The following is a 17,520-nucleotide window of genomic DNA, read 5'->3' as shown; positions in this document are numbered from 1 at the left end:
ATGCCGCCTCCGCTTTTCCCCGGCTCGCGCTGCGCTTAGCCGGGCTACGGGTTCCCGGCCGTCTGTTCGTCCTCGCCAAAAAACACCATACCTTTATAGGGCTTCTCCCGGCACGCCGCCAGGCGCCGGGCGAGGTTGCCAACGTGCAGCTCCAGCTTGTGGCCGTCCGGGTCGAGAAAATAGTGCGACGCACCTTCGCTTTTATTGGTTTTCCATACCGGAACGCCAGCCGCATTCAGCCGCCCGGCAAAAAGCGCGAAATCCTCTTCCGCAATGCTGAACGCGTAGTGGGTGTAGTCGCTCTCCTCCGGCGGGGTAATGCGCCGCTGCGGGTCCAGCGACAGGCACAACCAGAGGTCGCCGCAGGAAAAATACGCGCCGTTATCCCAGCGGGCGTGCAGCGTCATCCCCGGCAGCTGCTGATAAAACGCCACGCTCGGCGCCAGTTGGCTGACCGCCAGAGTCAGATGATTTAATCCGCTTAACATGGCTTCCCCTCTAATGACGATACGATTTGCTGGCGCAGCCACCGGTGCGCCGGATCGCGGTGCCAACGCTCATGCCACAGCATCAGCATCTCAAACCCGGCGACCGCCAGCGGCGGTTCGACCACCGTCAGGCCGCCAGCGTCGCGCACCAGCCGCTCCGGCAGCACCGCCACCAGTTCGCTATTGCGCAGCGTCTCCAGCATAAACAGGAAATGTGGCACGGAAAGGACAACCCGCCGCGCCAGCCCGAGATTCGCCAGCGCGTTATCGGTCGCGGCGCTGAATCCTCCGCCGTCCGGCGAGACAATCACTTGCTCCAGCTGGCAGAACTGCGCCAGGCTTAATGGCGACTGCAGCGCCGGATGCCCGGCCCGTCCTGCCAGCACGTAGCGTTCGTGGAACAACAAACGCTGATGCAGCCCGGGCGGCGCGCCGTCGCGCGTGTGAAAAAAAAGATCCACTTCATCGCGATCCGCCTGCTGTACCAGCCGTGCGGGCTGTAGCTCAAACAGCGCCAGGCGGCTGGCCGGAGAGGCGACGCGCAGGGTATTGAGCACCGGCAGCAAAATCGCCGACGCCATATAGTCCGTCGCCGCCACCCGCCAGGTCTGCGCCGCCGTGGCCGGGTCAAAAGGCTGAACCGGCGCTACCGCCAGCTCCAGCGCCAGCAGCGCATCGCGCAGCGGCCCGCGCAGTTCATCGGCGCGGGCGGTGGGCTGCATTCCGCGCGGCCCAGGCAGCAGCAGCGGGTCGGCGAAAATCTCGCGCAACCTTGCCAGCTGGACGCTGACCGACGGCTGCGACAAATTGAGGCGCTGCGCCGCGCGGGTGACGTTATTTTCGCTGAGCAGGACGTTCAGCGTACGCAGCAAATTGAGATCCAGCCCCTGGAGATTAATCATCACTATACCTGTCATTGCAGCAATTCATTTCTACTATAGCGCCGCTGACTCTACTCTGCAGCTCTCCATTGCTCAGAGGTGATTTCAATGAAAATATTACTGGTTTATGCCCATCCCGAGCCGCGCTCGCTGAACGGCGCGCTGAAAGATTTTGCCGTGCAGCATCTGCAAAACGCCGGTCACGAGGTGCAGGTGTCCGACCTCTACGCCATGCGCTGGAAGGCGGGATTTGATGCCGATGACAGCAGCGCCCCGCCGGTCGGTGAAAGCTGGCGGGCGACGCGGGATTCGCAATACGCCTTCGCTAACGGCACGCAAAGCGCGGATATCGTGGGCGAACAGGAGAAGCTGCTGTGGGCCGATACGGTGATTTTTCAGTTCCCGCTATGGTGGTTTTCACTGCCCGCCATCATGAAGGGCTGGATTGACCGGGTCTACGCTTACGGGTTTGCCTACGGCGTTGGCGAGCACAGCGAAACCCACTGGGGCGATCGCTACGGCGAAGGCACGTTCGCGGGGAAACGGGCGATGCTGGTCGTTACCGCCGGCGGATGGGCGGAGCACTACGCGCCGCGCGGAATTAACGGGTCTATCGACGATATCCTGTTCCCCATTCAGCACGGGATGCTGTTCTTTCCCGGCTTTGACGTCCTGCCGCCGGTGGTGTTCTACCGCACCGACAAACTCGATGAACAGCGCTTCGCCATCCTGCGCGAGGAGCTGGCCCGGCGGCTGGATACCCTCTCTGACACGCCGCCCATTCCCTTCCGTCGTCAGAATCACGGCGACTATCTGATCCCCTCTTTGAACCTGCGTCCGGAGCTGGCGCCTGGAGAAAACGGCCTCGCTATCCACGTGAAGCCGATGTGAATCTCGGTGGGTGATATTCGCGGCGCGGCGAATATCACCACAATTCATAAGGTGAACTGTGAGCCTCCACGCAATAACGGCATCGCGCCCCGCTACGCCCCTTCGCATATTGATAGCGATCAAGAATAATCATACCGTCTGGTCGGTATGATTCGGACCATGAATATAGAAGCCCAACATCGTAAAAAAGATCCCGTCCGTCTGCATAAGCAGCTGCTGGAATCCGCGGCCACCATTGCCGGTCGGGACGGCATCGCCTCGCTGTCGCTGAACGCCGTTGCGCGCGAAGCGGGCGTCAGCAAAGGCGGTTTACTGCACCATTTCCCCAACAAGCAGGCGCTGATTTTCGCCCTCTTTGCCCGCCTGCTGGCGATTATGGAAGAAGCGATTTCAGAGCTTATGGCCGCGGATAACGTCTCTTATGGCCGCTTTACCCGCGCCTATCTGCACTATCTGTCGGCCCCGGAACTTACGGATACTCAGGAGAGCCGCCAGCTGATGGTGCTGTCGCTGGCCATGCCGGATGAACCGGTGCTGCGAAAATGCTGGCGCGACTGGATGCTCGACCATCTGGCGAAAGGCGATGAACTGGACAATAGCCATACCGGCACGCTGGTGCGCTATGCGGCGGACGGCATCTGGCTATCGGAATTAACCGAGGGGCGCACTATGAGCCCCGGGCACCGGCAGTCGCTGGTCAGCGATCTGACGAAGATGACGCTTCCTGCGTGAAGCATGTTGAGGCCGCGATGCGCTATAACATCCATGGCCGTCTTATTTATGATGCAATGGACGGCACGCTAACGTTACCGGGAAGCGATGAGGCGGACAGCCAGCTGTCCATCACCGCCAACACGCTGCTATGGTTCTTCCTGCGCCACACCGAGGTGGTCAGCCGCGATGAGGTGCTTAAAAAAGTCTGGGATGACAACGGTTTAACTTCATCCAACAGCAATCTCAATCAGTATCTGAGCATGCTGCGCAAAACCTTTCGCCACTACGATATCGACAACATTATCGTCACCGTGTCGCGCGGACTACTGCAGCTCAATCCCGATCTCACTATCGAGATGCTCGACGCCAGCCCGGAGCCGGAGCCGCCGCTCGCGGCAGAAGCTGAGCCAGACCCGGCCGCGGTCCCGGAAGAAAAAAAGACCGTTTCCAGCCGCCACGCGCGCGGCACCTGCTGGTATCTGGCTGGCGGCTGCCTGCTCACCATCGCCCTGCTGCTGGTGGTATGCAGCTTTCTCGGCGGCAACACTTCGCACCCCATCACCCTGACGCAAATGCGCCACAGCCAGTGCGAGCTGCTGGCCAGCGATGAGATGCTGCGCTCCGTTGCCGGAACCGCTTATGGCAAGAATTTTGATGTCGTGCGCCAGCGCCTGAAGCTGGAGTGCAAGCCCGGCGAACGCTTTGTCTTCTTCTATGGCGACCGGCTGGAAACCAACGGCCTGGGCCGGGTATTCCTCGCCCACTGCGCGATGCATGAAGATAACCCGTTCAGCTACTGCGATAACTATTTTTACTATTCATGGAAGCCGCAATGAGACTCGCCCCGCGCCCCTTTTTCGCCCTCTCCAGCCTGGTGTTTATTGCCGCCGCCGGGTTCTGCGCCTGGAAGCTGCTACCGGTCGAAAACGGCGGGGTGATGAGCTGCTCGACCAAAGCGATTATGCGCTTTGAGAACATGGAGAAAGAGAACGTCAACGGCAATATCCATTTCAATTTCGCCGCCAACGGAAAAGGGTCGATGGTCGTCGAAGGCTATACCGATTCCGCCGCCGGTTGGCTCTATCTCCAGCGCTACGTCAAATTCAGCTACATCAGCAAACGCATCTCCACCACCGAGCGCCACTATCGCATCAGCAAGTGGGAATCCAGCGCCTCGTCCATCGATGAGTCGCCGGACGTCATCTTCGACTACTTTATGCGCGAGATGTCCGACAGCCACGATGGCCTGTTCCTCAACGCGCAGAAGCTCAATGAGAAAGCCATTCTTCTCAGCTCTATCAACTCACCGCTCTACGTCTGCACGCTGAAGTCCGGCAGCAAACTTGACTAAGCTCACACCCGCTTTTCCTTCATCGCTTCCGCTTTAGTAAAACCGCACGTTTTGCATTTAGCCTGCCGAATAAAACACGATCCTCTCCACACTTCATACATCGTCAAATTACCCCTGATCTGCAATAAATTAGCAACTTATTAACATCATTTCGCTTTCGGCTAAAGGGTGAAAAAAACGCCGCAAATGTCACTCAATCCTCCTCCGTCAAGCAGCACAAACGCATAAATCGCCCGCTTTTTAAATCTAATTCACAGAGTAAAAAACTAAAAATACACATTAAGCAGATTTAAATTTCACTTCATTCGCCATTCCCTATAGTGAACCCCGAACGCCGCTTCCGCGTCCTGACGTCGTTACGCGGACGGTTTTCCCGAATCACAAAACCTGTTCTGAAGGAGAAACCATGGGTGATGCATTAGGGCTTATCGAAACCAAAGGTCTGGTGGCCTGCATTGAAGCAGCGGATGCGATGTGTAAAGCCGCCAACGTTGAGCTGATTAGCTATGAAAACATCGGCTCGGGGCTGGTGACCGTCATGGTGAAGGGCGATGTCGGCGCGGTGAAAGCGGCGGTGGATTCCGGCGTCGAATCCGCGCAGCGCATCGGTGAAGTGGTGACCTCGCTGGTTATCGCTCGTCCGCATAACGACATCAACAAAATCGTCATTAAACACAAGGCCTGATGGCCAGGAGAACGCAAATGGGTGATGCATTAGGTCTGATTGAAACCAAAGGGCTGGTGGCCTGTATCGAAGCGGCGGATGCGATGTGTAAAGCCGCCAACGTTGAACTGATTGGCTATGAAAACGTCGGCTCCGGCCTCGTCACCGCGATGGTGAAGGGCGACGTCGGCGCGGTGAAAGCGGCGGTGGATTCCGGCGTCGAATCCGCGCAGCGCATCGGCGAAGTGGTGACCTCACTGGTTATCGCCCGCCCGCATAACGACATCAACAAAATCGTCTCGCATTACAAAATCATGGATTAACCGGAGAAAAACCTGATGAAAGAAGCGCTTGGTCTTATCGAAACCAAAGGTCTGGTGGCCTGTATCGAAGCCGCGGATGCGATGTGTAAAGCCGCCAACGTGGAGCTGATTGGCTATGAAAACGTCGGCTCCGGCCTCGTCACCGCGATGGTGAAGGGCGACGTCGGCGCGGTGAATGCCGCGGTAGATTCCGGCGTGGAAGCGGCAAAACGCATCGGCGAAGTCGTCACCTCTCGCGTCATCGCGCGTCCGCATAACGACATCGAAAAAATCGCGGCGCAGCACAAAGCATGACCTGACAGGGCGCGCCCCGTCTCCACTCTTTTAGTCTGATGAAGGATAGACTCATGATTGAACTGGATAACGATTTGCAGTCCCGGCAGAACGCCCGGGAGCTGGTGCGCAATGCCAAAAAGGCGCAGGCGATTCTGGCCACCTTTTCGCAGCAGCAAATCGACGCCATCGTGAAGAACGTGGCCCAGGAAGCGGCGCATCATGCCGAAGCGCTGGCGAAAATGGCCGCGGAAGAAACCGGTTTTGGCAACTGGCAGGACAAAGTGCTGAAGAACCGCTTCGCCTCGCTGCGCGTCTACGACGCCATCAAAGATATGAAGACCGTCGGCATCATTCATGACGATCAGGTACAAAAAGTGATGGACGTGGGCGTGCCGCTGGGGGTGATTTGCGCGCTGGTACCGTCGACCAACCCGACCTCCACCGTCATCTATAAAACGCTGATCGCCCTGAAGGCCGGCAACGCGATTATCTTCTCCCCGCATCCCGGCGCCCGTCAGTGCAGCTGGAAAGCGATTGAAATCGTGAAGCGCGCGGCGGAAGCCGCAGGGGCGCCTGCCGGTAGCGTCGACGCCATTAGCCAGCTGACCCTCGAAGCCACCTCAGAGCTGATGCACAGCAAAGACGTGTCGCTGATCCTGGCGACCGGCGGCGAAGGTATGGTGCGCGCCGCCTACGCGTCCGGCACGCCGACCATCAGCGGCGGCCCGGGTAACGGCCCGGCATTTATCGAACGCAGCGCCGATATCCCCCACGCGGTGAAAGATATCATCACCAGCAAAACCTTCGATAACGGCGTGATCTGCGCCTCCGAGCAGTCGATTATCGTCGAGCGCTGCATTTACGACGAGGTGCACCGCGAACTGGAAGCCCAGGGCGCGTACTTCATGAACGAAAGCGAAGCGGCAAAAATGGCGGCCCTGCTGCTGCGCCCCAACGGCACCATCAACCCCAAAGTGGTCGGTAAAACCGCGCTGTATCTGAGCCAGATGGCCGGTTTCTGCGTTCCGGCCAGCACCCGAGTGCTGATTGCCGAGCAAACTACGGTATCGCATACCAACCCCTACTCGCGGGAAAAACTGTGCCCGGTACTCGGCCTGTACGTCGAAGAGGACTGGAAAGCCGCCTGCCAACGCGTGGTAGAGCTACTGACCAACGAAGGCCTCGGCCACACGCTGGTGATCCACACCCGTAATCAGGACGTCATCCGCCAGTTCTGCCTGGAAAAACCGGTTAACCGCATTCTGATCAACACCCCGGCGGCGCTGGGCGGCATCGGCGCGACCACCAACATCACCCCGGCCCTGACCCTCGGCTGCGGCGCGGTCGGCGGCGGCTCCAGCTCGGACAACGTCGGGCCGATGAACCTGCTCAACATCCGCAAAGTGGGCTACGGCGTGCGCTCCATCGATGAGCTGCGCGCGCCGGGCAGCCGCCCGGAACCGCAGCCGATCATCGTCAGCCCGGCAGCCGGCCCGAACCGCAGCATCTTCGACGATGAGCGCTTTAACGCCCCGGCGGCCGCCGCCACTGCAGCCCATCCGGCCAGCGCCGACGATCGCTTTGCGACTGCCGCCGTCGGCGCGGAAAGCGAAATTAATGAGCAAAACGTGGAACGCGTCATCCGCCAGGTGCTGGAACGCCTTGGTAAGTAACACATTGATATAAGGCGATAAAAACAATGATTCTCGCAAAGGTAGTCGGACATGTCGTCGCCACGCAGAAATGCGATGAGCTACGGGGCAGCAACCTGCTGCTGATCGTCAAATTGGATGATGACCAGCAGCCGATGAAAGACCACACCTGGGTTGCCGTTGACAGCGTCGGCGCCGGTATGCACGACATCGTGCTGGCCGAAGAGTACCTGGCGCTCAACAAAGAGCGCTACAAGGCCATGTCGGTGGTAGCCATTGTCGAGAACGTGTTTCGGGACGCTTAAGGAGTCAATAACCCAATGAGTGAATTTTTGCTGAAACCCCGGATTCGCTTTGGTCAGGATGCGCTTGCCATCCTGAACGAGCTGCCCGCCCGCAACGTGCTGCTGGTCACCGACCAGGCGATGGTTAAGTTTGGCCTCGCCGATCGCGTCACGCAGATCCTCAATGCGCGCGGCATCGCTTTCCAGGTCTGGGACGACGTGGTGGCCGACCCGGATATCGCCACCGTAGTGCGCGGTATGAAGCGGATGGATAGCAGCTATCCGGATCTGGTTATCGCGCTGGGCGGCGGTTCGGTGATTGATGCAGCCAAAGCGGTTATTTTCGCCCTGGCGCAAACCCGTCCGGACGCTCACCGCGAGCCGCCCTGCTTTGTGGCGATCCCCACCACCAGCGGCACCGGCTCGGAAGTCACCGCCTTTTCGGTGGTGAAGGCCCACGCCGAGAAGCTGGTGCTGGTGGACCCGTCGCTGCTGCCGGATATCGCCATTCTTGACCCGGCTCTGGTGGCCTCGGTGCCGCCGGCGATCACCGCCGATACCGGGATGGACGTGCTGTGTCACGCGCTGGAAGCCTATGTCTCCCGCGCCGCCAGCGACTTTTCCGATGCGCTGGCGGAGAAAGTGGTGCAGCAGGTGTTTAGCTACCTGCCGACCTGCTGGCGTAACGGCGGCGACCTGCTGGCGCGCGAAAAGATGCACAACGCCTCCTGCATGGCGGGTATGGCCTTCACCAACGCCTCGCTCGGCATCACCCACAGCCTCGCCCACGCGCTGGGCGGCGTTTTCCGCGTGCCGCATGGTCGCGCCAACGCGCTACTAATGGCGGAAGTGGTGGCGTGGAACGCCGATTATCAAGGGCAGTGCGCTACCGATGCCGCCCGCAAATATGCCCGATTAGCCCATCTGCTGGACCTGCCTGCGGCCAATACCCGCCAGGGCGTCGCCAGCCTGCTGGTCGCCATTCAGGCGCTAAAAGACGAAATGAGCATGCCGACCGGTATTCGCGACACCGGCATCGATGCTGCCGATTTTGAACAACGGCTGACGGAGATGGTCGGCCAGGCGCTGCGCGACAGCTGTACGCCGACGAACCCACGCGCGCCGGACGCTCACGCATTAACCGAACTCTATCGCCGGGCGTGGACCGGTAACGCCTGATAACAAGAACTGGAGAACCTTACCCATGGCACACTACAGCTTAACGCCGCGCGTCAAAGTGTTGGCAGAACGTTTACTCTCACAAAAAAGCACCCTGTGCACCGAACATGCCACCACGCTGAGCGCCCTTGATGGCGATATCGCCGGGGTTCCCGCCGCCGTCAAACCGGCGCGCCGCTTCTATGAACTGATGCGCCAGCTGCCGCTGAGCATCAGCGCCGACGAACTGATCGTCGGCAACCAGACCCGCAAGCCGCACGGGGCGATTTTCCACGACGAAAGCGCTACGCATCGCCCGTCCGCGTTCCAGTTTCTTAATCTGAACAGCGACCTCGACTCCCCGGACTATAAGCTGGTAGTGGAGAAAGGCGTACTGGCGATCAAACATCAGCTGGAAGAGAAAACCCGCGCGCTGGGCAGCGCCGTTAGCCGCAGCGGCATGGACGAAGTCAACGGCTGCCGCGCGGCCATCTACGCCTGCGATGCCCTGCTGGCGCTGGCGCAAAACCTGGCCAACAGCGCGGAAACGCTTGCCGCCGCGGAAACTAACGCTTACCGCAAAGCGGAACTGCTGGACAGCGCCGCCATTCTGCACCACGTTCCGGCCCATCCGGCGCGCAGCTTTAAAGAAGCGTGTCAGGCCTTTTATCTGTTCCAGCTGGCGCTTCAGCTGGATAACGGCAGCTACGCCGTCAACCCGGAAGGCGCCGACAAAGCCCTGCTGCCGTACTACCAGCACGATATCAACAACGGCGCGCTGTCCCCGCAGCAGGCGTATGAAATCGTCGAATCTCTGTGGTTCAAGCTGGCGGAACTGAGTGAAGTCCGCGCCGCCTGCGCTATCGACGGTTATCCGATGTTCGACGCCCTGCAGCACGGCGCAAGCCTCGAGAACGCGCGCATCAACGAACTCTCCGACATGTTCCTGAGCGCGCAGCAAAACCTCAGCGCCCTGCATCTGCCGGTGCGTCTGTTCAGCGGCGCGAAGCCAGTTTCCGCCGCGCCGTTCGCTGCCTGTAGCGAAACGCCAGCGGCAGAAGGTTTAACCCCGCGTATGCAGCGCCTGCGCAACCACTACCTGACCGTGCGCCCGAGCGTCTCCATTTACCGCGCGCTGGCCTTTACCGAAGTGGTGAAAGCCAATCCGGGGATGCCGACGATTCTGCTGCGCGCCAAAGCCTTCCGTCACGCCTGCGAAACCGCGCCGATTCTGATTCAGGACGATGAGCTGATCGTCGGCCATCCGTGCGGCAAGCCGCGCGCGGGCGCGTTCTCACCGGATATCGCCTGGCGCTGGGTGCGCGACGAACTCGATACCATGAGCACCCGTCCGCAGGATCCGTTTGAGATCAGCGAAGCAGATAAAAAAACCATCCGCGAAGAGATCGTACCGTTCTGGGAAGGCCGCTCGCTGGACGAAATCTGCGAAGCCCAGTACCGCGAAGCGGGCGTATGGGCATTCAGCGGCGAAACCTTCGTCAGCGACCTCTCCTACCACCAGATCAACGGCGGCGGCGACACCTGCCCGGGCTACGACGTGCTGCTGTTCACCAAAGGGATGAACGGCATTAAGGCCGACGCCGAGGCGCATCTCGCCAGCCTGAGCATGGAAAACCCGGAAGATATCGACCGTATCTACTACTACAAGGCGGCGATTGAAACCTGCGAAGGGGTCATTAACTACTCCCACCGCATCGCCGCCCGCGCCCGCGAACTGGCCGCGATTGAGCAGAACGCCCAGCGCCGCGCCGAGCTGCTGACTATCGCCGAGGTGAACCAGAACGTCCCGGCGAATCCACCGAAAACCCTGCAGGAAGCGCTGCAAAGCATCTGGACGGTCGAGTCGCTGTTTGAAATTGAAGAGAACCAGACCGGCCTGTCGCTGGGTCGCGTTGACCAGTACTGCTACCCGATGTTTGAAGCCGATATCCGCGAAGGCCGCCTGACCCACGATAGCGCGCTGGAGCTGCTGCAGGCGTTTATTATCAAGTGCGCCGAATTGATGTGGATGTCCAGCGAGCTGGGGGCGAAATATTTCGCCGGCTATCAGCCGTTTATCAACCTGACCGTCGGCGGCCAGAAGCGCTCCGGCGGCGATGCCTGTAACGACCTGACCTATCTGATTATGGATGCCGTGCGCTTCGTGAAGGTTTACCAGCCGTCGCTGGCCTGCCGTATTCACAACCAGTCGCCGCAGAAGTACATGGAAAAAATCGTTGACGTGGTGAAAGCGGGGATGGGCTTCCCGGCCTGCCACTTCGACGACTCCCATATCAAGATGATGCTGCGTAAAGGCTTCGATTTCGAAGACGCCCGCGATTACTGCCTGATGGGCTGCGTCGAACCGCAGAAATCCGGCCGCATCTATCAGTGGACCTCCACCGGCTACACCCAGTGGCCCATCGCCATTGAGTTCGTTTTAAACCGCGGCCGGATGGTGCTGTTCGACAGCTATCAGGGGCTGGATACCGGCGACCTGCGCGACCTGCGCACTTTCGAAGAATTCGACGCGGCGGTGAAACAGCAGATCGCCCATATCGTGCGTCTGTCGGCGATCGGTACGGTCATCAGCCAGCGCGTGCACCGCGACGTGGCGCCGAAGCCGCTGATGTCGCTGCTGGTGGAAGGCTGCATGGAAAAAGGCAAAGACGTTGCCGCCGGCGGCGCGATGATCAACCACGGCCCGGGACTGATCTTCTCCGGTCTGGCGACCTACGTCGACTCCATGGCGGCGATTCGTAAGCTGGTATTTGAAGAGAAGAAATACACCCTCGAGCAGGTGCGCGACGCGCTGCTGGCGAACTTCGAAGGCTTCAAAGGCCTGCGCCGCGACTGCCTCAACGCGCCGAAATACGGCAACGATGATAACTACGTTGACCAGTATGCGCTGGATATCACCGAGTGGACCGAGCGCGAGTGCCGTAAGTACAAGATGCTCTACTCCACCCTGAGCCACGGCACCCTGTCTATCTCCAACAACACGCCGATCGGCGAGCTGACCAACGCCACGCCGAACGGCCGCCTGGCGTGGATGCCGCTCTCCGACGGCATCAGCCCGACTCAGGGCGCGGATAAGCAGGGTCCGACGGCGATCATCAAGTCGGTGAGCAAGATGAACGTCGAAACCATGAACATCGGCATGGTGCACAACTTCAAGTTCCTCAAAGGGCTGCTGGATACCCCGGAAGGTCGTCACGGCCTGATTACCCTGCTGCGCACCGCGTCGATTCTCGGCAACGGCCAGATGCAGTTCAGCTACGTCGATAACGAAGTGCTGAAAAAAGCCCAGCAGGAGCCGGAAAAATACCGCGACCTGATCGTCCGCGTCGCGGGCTACAGCGCCTACTTCGTTGAGCTGTGCAAAGAAGTTCAGGACGAAATCATCAGCCGCACGGTGATTGAGAAGTTCTGATAAAAACACGGACGTTGGTGGACAAGGATGTCCAGGCTATTTTTGTGGGGGCAAATGTGAATAAAGAATTAACCGGGCGAATTTTCAATATTCAGAAATATTCGATCTATGACGGCGATGGTATTCGCACGCTGGTTTTTTTCAAAGGCTGCAATATTCGCTGCCCGTGGTGCGCTAACCCGGAAGGGCTGGCCAGCCAGTTTCAGGTGATGTTCTCGCAGGATAAATGCATTAACTGCGGCGACTGCGTTAACGTCTGCCCGGCGGGTATTCATTATCGGGCGGAAGAAAACGGCGAAATGAAGCATTTCGTCAATCGTAATAAAGACTGTATCGGCTGTCGCAAGTGTGAAGAGATTTGCACCCAGAACGCGCTGGATATTATGGGCAAAGATGTCACCGTCAGCGAACTGATGGACATCATCATGCAGGACTACGACTTTTATATCTCCTCCGGCGGCGGCGTGACCATCGGCGGCGGTGAAATGAGCCTGCAAACCGATTTTGCCGTCGCGCTATTTAGCGAATGCAAAAAGATGATGCTCAATACCGCCGTGGAAACGCAGGGCACCACGCCGCTGGCCAATTATCAAAAGCTGGCGCCGGTGACCGACACCTTCTTATTCGATATTAAGCAAATTAACAGCGAGCACCATAAAGCGTTATTTGGCATCGGTAACGAAGGTATTCGCCGCAACCTGGAGTGGCTGGTCGATTCTGGCGCTAACGTCATTATCCGCATGCCGCTGGTTCGCGGCTATAACGACTCGTTCGATGCCATTACCGGGGCCATTGATTACGTACAAAAGCTGGCGAAGCGCGGAAATATCCGCCGCATCGATATGCTGCCTTACCACCAGCTCGGGCGCAAAAAATATGAGCGCCTCGATATGCCCTATCCCATTACCCGGGACCCAACGTATTCCGCCGCAGAGTTAGACCGGCTGGAAACGTTCTTCACGCAGTTTGATTTTGATATTCGCTTAGTCCGCCATTAACAGGAGCCGACAATGAAAAGTTTAGGCGTAATTGAAACGCGAGGATTAGTTGCCGCCGTTCAGGCCGTGGATGCCGCCTGTAAAAGCGCAGGCGTGTCCTGCATTGGCTACCGCAAAGTCGGTTCGGGGCTGGTGAGCGTCTGCTTTGAAGGTGAGATCAGCGCTATCCACACCGCTATCGAACGCGGCGTCGCCGTCGCCGCGCTCATCGACCCGCAGGTCAAATCCCTGACGATCGCCCGTCCGGAGCGCAGCATCGTGGACGCCCTCAGCGCCCTTAAAGGCCGTCCGCCGCGCGCGGAAGCTGCCGCTGCCGCGCCGCTTGAGGCTGAAGCCGTCGCGCCCGCCGCTGTGGAAACAAGGGAACCCACTGAACCCGCCGCCGCGCCTGCGCCGACGGAAGATAAAAACGCGGCGATGAGGAAAGGGAAGAAGGCATGATCGACACCCTGCTCCATGAAAAAATCGCCGCCCGCCTGAGCCACGTTGCTCCGGCTATTCCGGTCGGCATCTCTAACCGCCACGTCCATCTGGCGCAGCAGGACGTCGAAGCGCTGTTTGGCAAGGGCTACGTCCTGACGCCGTTTAAACCGCTGCGCCAGCCGGGGCAGTTCGCGGCCCAGGAGTGCGTCACCGTGGTCGGTCCGAAGGGCTCGCTCACCCAGGTGCGCGTCCTCGGCCCAACCCGCCCGGTATCGCAGCTGGAAATCTCCCGTGCCGACTGCTTTACCCTCGGCATCAAAGCGCCGGTTCGTGAATCCGGCCAGTTGGAGAACGCGGGCAGCGCGCTGCTGATCGGTCCGGCTGGCCACGTTGAGCTGCGATCTCAGGTGATCTGCGCCTGGCGGCATATCCATATGTCGCCGCAGGACGCCCGCCATTTGAACGTCGCCAACGGCCAGAAGGTTAGCGTACGCAGCGATGGCGAACGCCAGTTGACCTTCGATGAAGTGGTGGTGCGGGTGCGCGAAGACTTCGCGCTGGAGTTTCATATCGATACCGAAGAGGCCAACGCCGCCGGCTTGAAAAACGGCGCGCAGGTCACGCTCATCGGCTAACGGAGGCTCGCCATGACCAACCAACAGATGGAAGACCTGGTTGAACGCATTATTCAGCGTCTGCGGCCGCCGGTACTGGTGATGGTGACCGCCGCGGCGGGCTACCGGCAAGCTATTCGCCAGCGGCTGGCCGGCTGCGGCGAGAGCCTACACCTGGCGCTGGAGAGCGGGATTGACGACGGCGAGCAGTGGCAGGCTATCGGTAAAACGCTGGCGGCGGCGGACTGGCAACATGCGCTGCCTTCGGCCTCGTATAAGGCGCTGCTGCTGCCGTTTCTCGACTACCCGCTGGCGGCGGATCTGCTGAAGGGTTCCCTGCACAGTCCCGTTGCCCGCCGCGTGCACGATGCCCTGTTGAGCGGCCTGCCGGTGCTGGCGCTGCGCTATCACTGCGATCCCGCTAGCGAGCTTAACCAGCTGCGGGGCGCGCAGCCTGATACCGCTTACGCCGGGCATATGCAGGCCACGCTGGCCCGCCTGGCCGAATGCGGCGTCACGCTGTGCACCATGAACGAATTGCTGGAGAAGCTGGCGTCGGGTCGCGAAGCGACGGCGGCGCCGGCGAGCAGCCCGCGGCGTTATCTCACTGTCACAGACGTGGTGAATAATCCGGCGCTGGCCTGTACCCCTGAAGCGCAGTTGACCGATGCCGCTAGCGATTTTTTAAAAAACAGAAAAAAGAACCTTACCTTAAATAGTAAACCCGGAGTTTAACTTATGTCTTCAAAAACAAAGTGTTGGCTATGGATGTTGCTGGTTATCGTTTCCGAAACCTCAGCCACCTCCACCCTCAAAATGTTCGGCAGCAGTGAAGGGATGACCAAAATGCTGCTGCTCGGGCTGCTGGTGCTGCTGTACTGCACCTGCTACTACTCGCTGTCCCGCGCGGTGAAGGATATTCCCGTCGGTCTGGCCTACGCCACCTGGTCCGGTACCGGCATCCTCGTGGTGTCGACGCTGGGAATGGCGTTTTACGGCCAGCACCCGGACACCGCCGCCATTATCGGTATGGCGGTTATCGCCAGCGGTATCGTGATCATGAACCTGTTTTCCAAAATGGGTAGCGAAGAGAGCGAGGAAGCGCCCGCGCAACCGGCCGCTGCCGCTGCATCTCTGGACAAAAAAGTCGCCAACTAACAAAAAAGGAATGACCTATGTTTAACCTCGGATTTTTATGGCTGGCGCTGTCTATCGGCTCCGAAATCACCGGCACGTCGATGATCAAAAAGACCAACGGCTTCAGCAAGCTGGCGCCGTCGGTGCTGGTGGTCTGCGCCTACGGCCTGTGCTACTTCGCCCTCACCCGCGCGATGAGCACTATTCCGGTCGGCGTTGCCTACTCGCTGTGGTGCGGCTTTGGCATCGTCGGCGTCACGATTTGCTCGATGATCCTCTATAAGCAAAAACCGGATATCCCGGCCATCCTCGCCATGGTGCTGATCATCTCCGGCGGCATCATTATGAACGTCTTCTCCAGCATGTAAGCTCCGCCAGCGCCTTCATTGATTGCGGTGAAGGCGCTAAAAACCTCACTTAATAAACCGTTATTGGCGTAATAAAAAAACAAAAAACCATCGCCTGCTAATCAATAACGCTAAAAAGACGACAAGCGTCAAATTTTTATACTCCGCTTATCGATAAATAATTTTTTGTGATTTTAATCGTGGTTATTTTCTCATTTTACCTTATTTTTATGGCATCCCTTCACCCACAGAGGACGATGTCATGACGCAAAAATCGATTTATCGTCTCATTGCCCAAGGCGGCCTGGACGACTGGTATAATTTAGATCACCGCATCTCCAACGACTTCCCTCGTTAATTCTCCGCTGCTGTTCACTCTCTAAAAAAATTAATTCAGCACTGCGTTTAGTCGCTATTTGTTGCGCTTTTTATTTGTCGCCAAATAGCCAAACGCGGCACAGCATCCCCATGGAGAAAATAAATGAAACGTATCCCTGAGCCGTTCCGCATTAAAATGGTCGAAAACATTCGTATGACCACTTTTGACGATCGCGTCAAAGCGCTGGAAGAGGCGGGCTATAACCCGTTTTTGCTCAATAGCCAGGACGTGTATATCGACCTGCTGACCGACTCCGGCACCGGCGCGATGAGCGACCATCAGTGGGCCGGGCTGATGATGGGCGACGAAGCCTACGCCGGGTCGCGTAACTATCAGCATCTGTGCGAAAAGGTCAAAGAGATTATCGGCTATCCCTATACCATTCCCACCCACCAGGGGCGCGGCGCGGAGCAGATTCTGTTCCCGAGCCTGATTGCTCGCCGCAAGTCGGCGCATCCGGTGTTTATTTCCAACTTCCACTTCGATACCACCGCCGCGCACGTGGAGCTCAACGGCGCGAAAGCCATTAACGTGGTGACGCCGAAAGCCTTCGACACCACCTCGTGGTACGACTGGAAAGGCAACTTTGATATTGTTTTGCTGAAAGCGACCATCGCCGAACACGGCGCGGAAAACGTGGCGGCGATTATTACCACCGTCACCTGTAACAGCTCCGGCGGCCAGCCGGTATCGCTGGCGAATATGCGCGAGGTGTATCAGATTGCGCGTCAGAATAATATTCCGGTGGTAATCGACTCCGCCCGCTTCTGCGAAAACGCCTGGTTTATTAAACAGCGCGAAGAGGGCTACGCCGATAAATCGGTGAAAGAGATTATTCTTGAGATGTACCAGTACGGCGATATGCTGACCATGTCCGCCAAGAAAGACCCGATGGTGAATATTGGCGGACTGTGCTGCTTCCGCGATGACGAAGATCTCTTCAACGAAGTGCGCATCCGCTGCGTGCCGATGGAGGGTTTTGTCACCTACGGCGGCCTGGCGGGACGCGATATGGAGGCGCTGGCTATCGGCCTGGAAGAAGGAACCAACGAGGATTACCTCGCTTATCGCATCAATCAGGTGGAATACCTCGGCGAACGCCTGCGCGAAGGCGGCATTCCGATTCAGTATCCGACCGGCGGCCATGCGGTGTTCGTCGATGCTAAGCTGCTGCTGCCGCATATCCCACCGGAGCAGTTCCCGGCGCACGCGCTAAACAACGAGCTGTATCTGGAAGCGGGCATCCGCAGCGTGGAAATCGGCTCCCTGCTGCTGGGCCGCGATCCGCAAACCGGCAAACAGAAGGCGTCGCCGATGGAGCTACTGCGCCTGACCATTCCGCGCCGGGTTTATACCAACGATCACATGGACTATATCGCTGATGCGCTGATCGCCGTTAAGGCGCGCGCCGCCACGATTAAGGGTCTGACCTTTACCTATGAGCCGCCGGTACTGCGCCACTTCGTCGCCAGACTGAAACCGGTGAAATAAATAACGTCCTGGCGCT

Annotated in this window: 21 protein-coding genes; 19 read left to right on the top strand and 2 right to left on the bottom strand. The window is 58.8% G+C overall.

Translation table 11 applies throughout. The features are described 5' to 3' along the window. Window positions 1-44: 44 nt before the first annotated feature. Both BWI76_RS03635 and BWI76_RS03630 read right to left on the bottom strand, forming a co-directional pair. Window positions 45-488: a FosA family fosfomycin resistance glutathione transferase gene (locus BWI76_RS03635; RefSeq protein WP_004133043.1), complete on the bottom strand. Its 444-nt coding sequence runs from the start codon at window positions 486-488 to the stop codon at window positions 45-47. After that, window positions 482-1,390, bottom strand: coding sequence for a LysR family transcriptional regulator (locus BWI76_RS03630; RefSeq protein WP_049086909.1), 909 nt, complete (start codon window positions 1,388-1,390; stop codon window positions 482-484). Before BWI76_RS03630 ends, BWI76_RS03635 begins: the two co-directional genes overlap by 7 nt. A gap of 87 nt (window positions 1,391-1,477) precedes the next feature. On the opposite strand from BWI76_RS03630, the gene BWI76_RS03625 reads away from it, so the two are divergent. The 19 genes from BWI76_RS03625 (at window position 1,478) to tnaA (ending at window position 17,504) form a co-directional block, all read left to right on the top strand. Beyond that, window positions 1,478-2,260, top strand: a complete 783-nt coding sequence (locus BWI76_RS03625; RefSeq protein WP_004133047.1) for an NAD(P)H-dependent oxidoreductase — start codon at window positions 1,478-1,480, stop codon at window positions 2,258-2,260. Between the two features lie 147 nt (window positions 2,261-2,407). Then, on the top strand, window positions 2,408-2,992 hold the full coding sequence (locus BWI76_RS03620) for a TetR/AcrR family transcriptional regulator (protein WP_004133049.1): 585 nt from the start codon (window positions 2,408-2,410) through the stop codon (window positions 2,990-2,992). Window positions 2,993-3,009: 17 nt separating this feature from the next. Further along, complete coding sequence (locus BWI76_RS03615; RefSeq protein WP_004133051.1) at window positions 3,010-3,810, top strand: winged helix-turn-helix domain-containing protein; 801 nt, start codon at window positions 3,010-3,012, stop codon at window positions 3,808-3,810. Then, window positions 3,807-4,325, top strand: coding sequence for a FidL-like protein (locus BWI76_RS03610; protein WP_004133053.1), 519 nt, complete (start codon window positions 3,807-3,809; stop codon window positions 4,323-4,325). The genes BWI76_RS03615 and BWI76_RS03610 overlap by 4 nt, the downstream gene beginning before the upstream one ends. A gap of 406 nt (window positions 4,326-4,731) precedes the next feature. Beyond that, window positions 4,732-5,010: a BMC domain-containing protein gene (locus BWI76_RS03605; RefSeq protein ID WP_004098239.1), complete on the top strand. Its 279-nt coding sequence runs from the start codon at window positions 4,732-4,734 to the stop codon at window positions 5,008-5,010. A 17-nt stretch (window positions 5,011-5,027) separates the two neighbouring features. Continuing rightward, on the top strand, window positions 5,028-5,312 hold the full coding sequence (locus BWI76_RS03600) for a BMC domain-containing protein (protein ID WP_004098238.1): 285 nt from the start codon (window positions 5,028-5,030) through the stop codon (window positions 5,310-5,312). A 15-nt stretch (window positions 5,313-5,327) separates the two neighbouring features. Beyond that, a complete protein-coding gene (locus tag BWI76_RS03595) occupies window positions 5,328-5,606 on the top strand; it encodes a BMC domain-containing protein (protein WP_002442217.1) in 279 nt (92 codons plus the stop codon). Between the two features lie 53 nt (window positions 5,607-5,659). Then, window positions 5,660-7,261 carry an acetaldehyde dehydrogenase (acetylating) gene (locus BWI76_RS03590; protein ID WP_004133055.1) on the top strand — a complete coding sequence of 534 codons (1,602 nt, stop codon included), beginning with the start codon at window positions 5,660-5,662 and terminating at the stop codon, window positions 7,259-7,261. A 26-nt stretch (window positions 7,262-7,287) separates the two neighbouring features. Next, on the top strand, window positions 7,288-7,545 hold the full coding sequence (locus tag BWI76_RS03585; protein WP_004133057.1) for a EutN/CcmL family microcompartment protein: 258 nt from the start codon (window positions 7,288-7,290) through the stop codon (window positions 7,543-7,545). A 15-nt stretch (window positions 7,546-7,560) separates the two neighbouring features. Continuing rightward, window positions 7,561-8,703 (top strand): 1-propanol dehydrogenase PduQ, encoded by a 1,143-nt coding sequence (locus BWI76_RS03580; RefSeq protein WP_004133059.1) that lies wholly within the window; start codon window positions 7,561-7,563, stop codon window positions 8,701-8,703. Window positions 8,704-8,728: 25 nt separating this feature from the next. Then, window positions 8,729-12,115: a choline trimethylamine-lyase gene (gene cutC, locus BWI76_RS03575; protein ID WP_004133061.1), complete on the top strand. Its 3,387-nt coding sequence runs from the start codon at window positions 8,729-8,731 to the stop codon at window positions 12,113-12,115. Window positions 12,116-12,159: 44 nt separating this feature from the next. Beyond that, window positions 12,160-13,113, top strand: coding sequence for a choline TMA-lyase-activating enzyme (gene cutD, locus BWI76_RS03570; protein ID WP_004133063.1), 954 nt, complete (start codon window positions 12,160-12,162; stop codon window positions 13,111-13,113). A gap of 12 nt (window positions 13,114-13,125) precedes the next feature. Further along, entirely contained in the window at window positions 13,126-13,554 is a 429-nt protein-coding gene (locus tag BWI76_RS03565) for a BMC domain-containing protein (RefSeq protein ID WP_004133064.1), read from the top strand. Then, window positions 13,551-14,171: a phosphate propanoyltransferase gene (locus BWI76_RS03560; RefSeq protein ID WP_004133065.1), complete on the top strand. Its 621-nt coding sequence runs from the start codon at window positions 13,551-13,553 to the stop codon at window positions 14,169-14,171. Before BWI76_RS03565 ends, BWI76_RS03560 begins: the two co-directional genes overlap by 4 nt. Window positions 14,172-14,183: 12 nt before the next feature. Beyond that, window positions 14,184-14,885: a hypothetical protein gene (locus BWI76_RS03555; protein WP_004133066.1), complete on the top strand. Its 702-nt coding sequence runs from the start codon at window positions 14,184-14,186 to the stop codon at window positions 14,883-14,885. A 3-nt stretch (window positions 14,886-14,888) separates the two neighbouring features. Beyond that, window positions 14,889-15,308 carry a DMT family transporter gene (locus tag BWI76_RS03550; protein ID WP_004133067.1) on the top strand — a complete coding sequence of 140 codons (420 nt, stop codon included), beginning with the start codon at window positions 14,889-14,891 and terminating at the stop codon, window positions 15,306-15,308. 17 nt (window positions 15,309-15,325) lie between these two features. Continuing rightward, window positions 15,326-15,655, top strand: coding sequence for a DMT family transporter (locus tag BWI76_RS03545; RefSeq protein ID WP_004108688.1), 330 nt, complete (start codon window positions 15,326-15,328; stop codon window positions 15,653-15,655). A gap of 241 nt (window positions 15,656-15,896) precedes the next feature. Then, the gene (gene tnaC / locus BWI76_RS03540) at window positions 15,897-15,992 is read left to right on the top strand and encodes a tryptophanase leader peptide (RefSeq protein WP_004098218.1); all 96 of its coding nucleotides are present in this window, start codon (window positions 15,897-15,899) and stop codon (window positions 15,990-15,992) included. A 123-nt stretch (window positions 15,993-16,115) separates the two neighbouring features. After that, a complete protein-coding gene (gene tnaA / locus BWI76_RS03535) occupies window positions 16,116-17,504 on the top strand; it encodes a tryptophanase (protein WP_004133069.1) in 1,389 nt (462 codons plus the stop codon). Window positions 17,505-17,520 lie beyond the last annotated feature (16 nt).

Source organism: Klebsiella sp. M5al (genome assembly GCF_002090195.1).
Classification (GTDB): Bacteria; Pseudomonadota; Gammaproteobacteria; order Enterobacterales; family Enterobacteriaceae; genus Klebsiella; species Klebsiella grimontii.
This window is presented reverse-complemented; position numbering and strand designations above follow the sequence as displayed.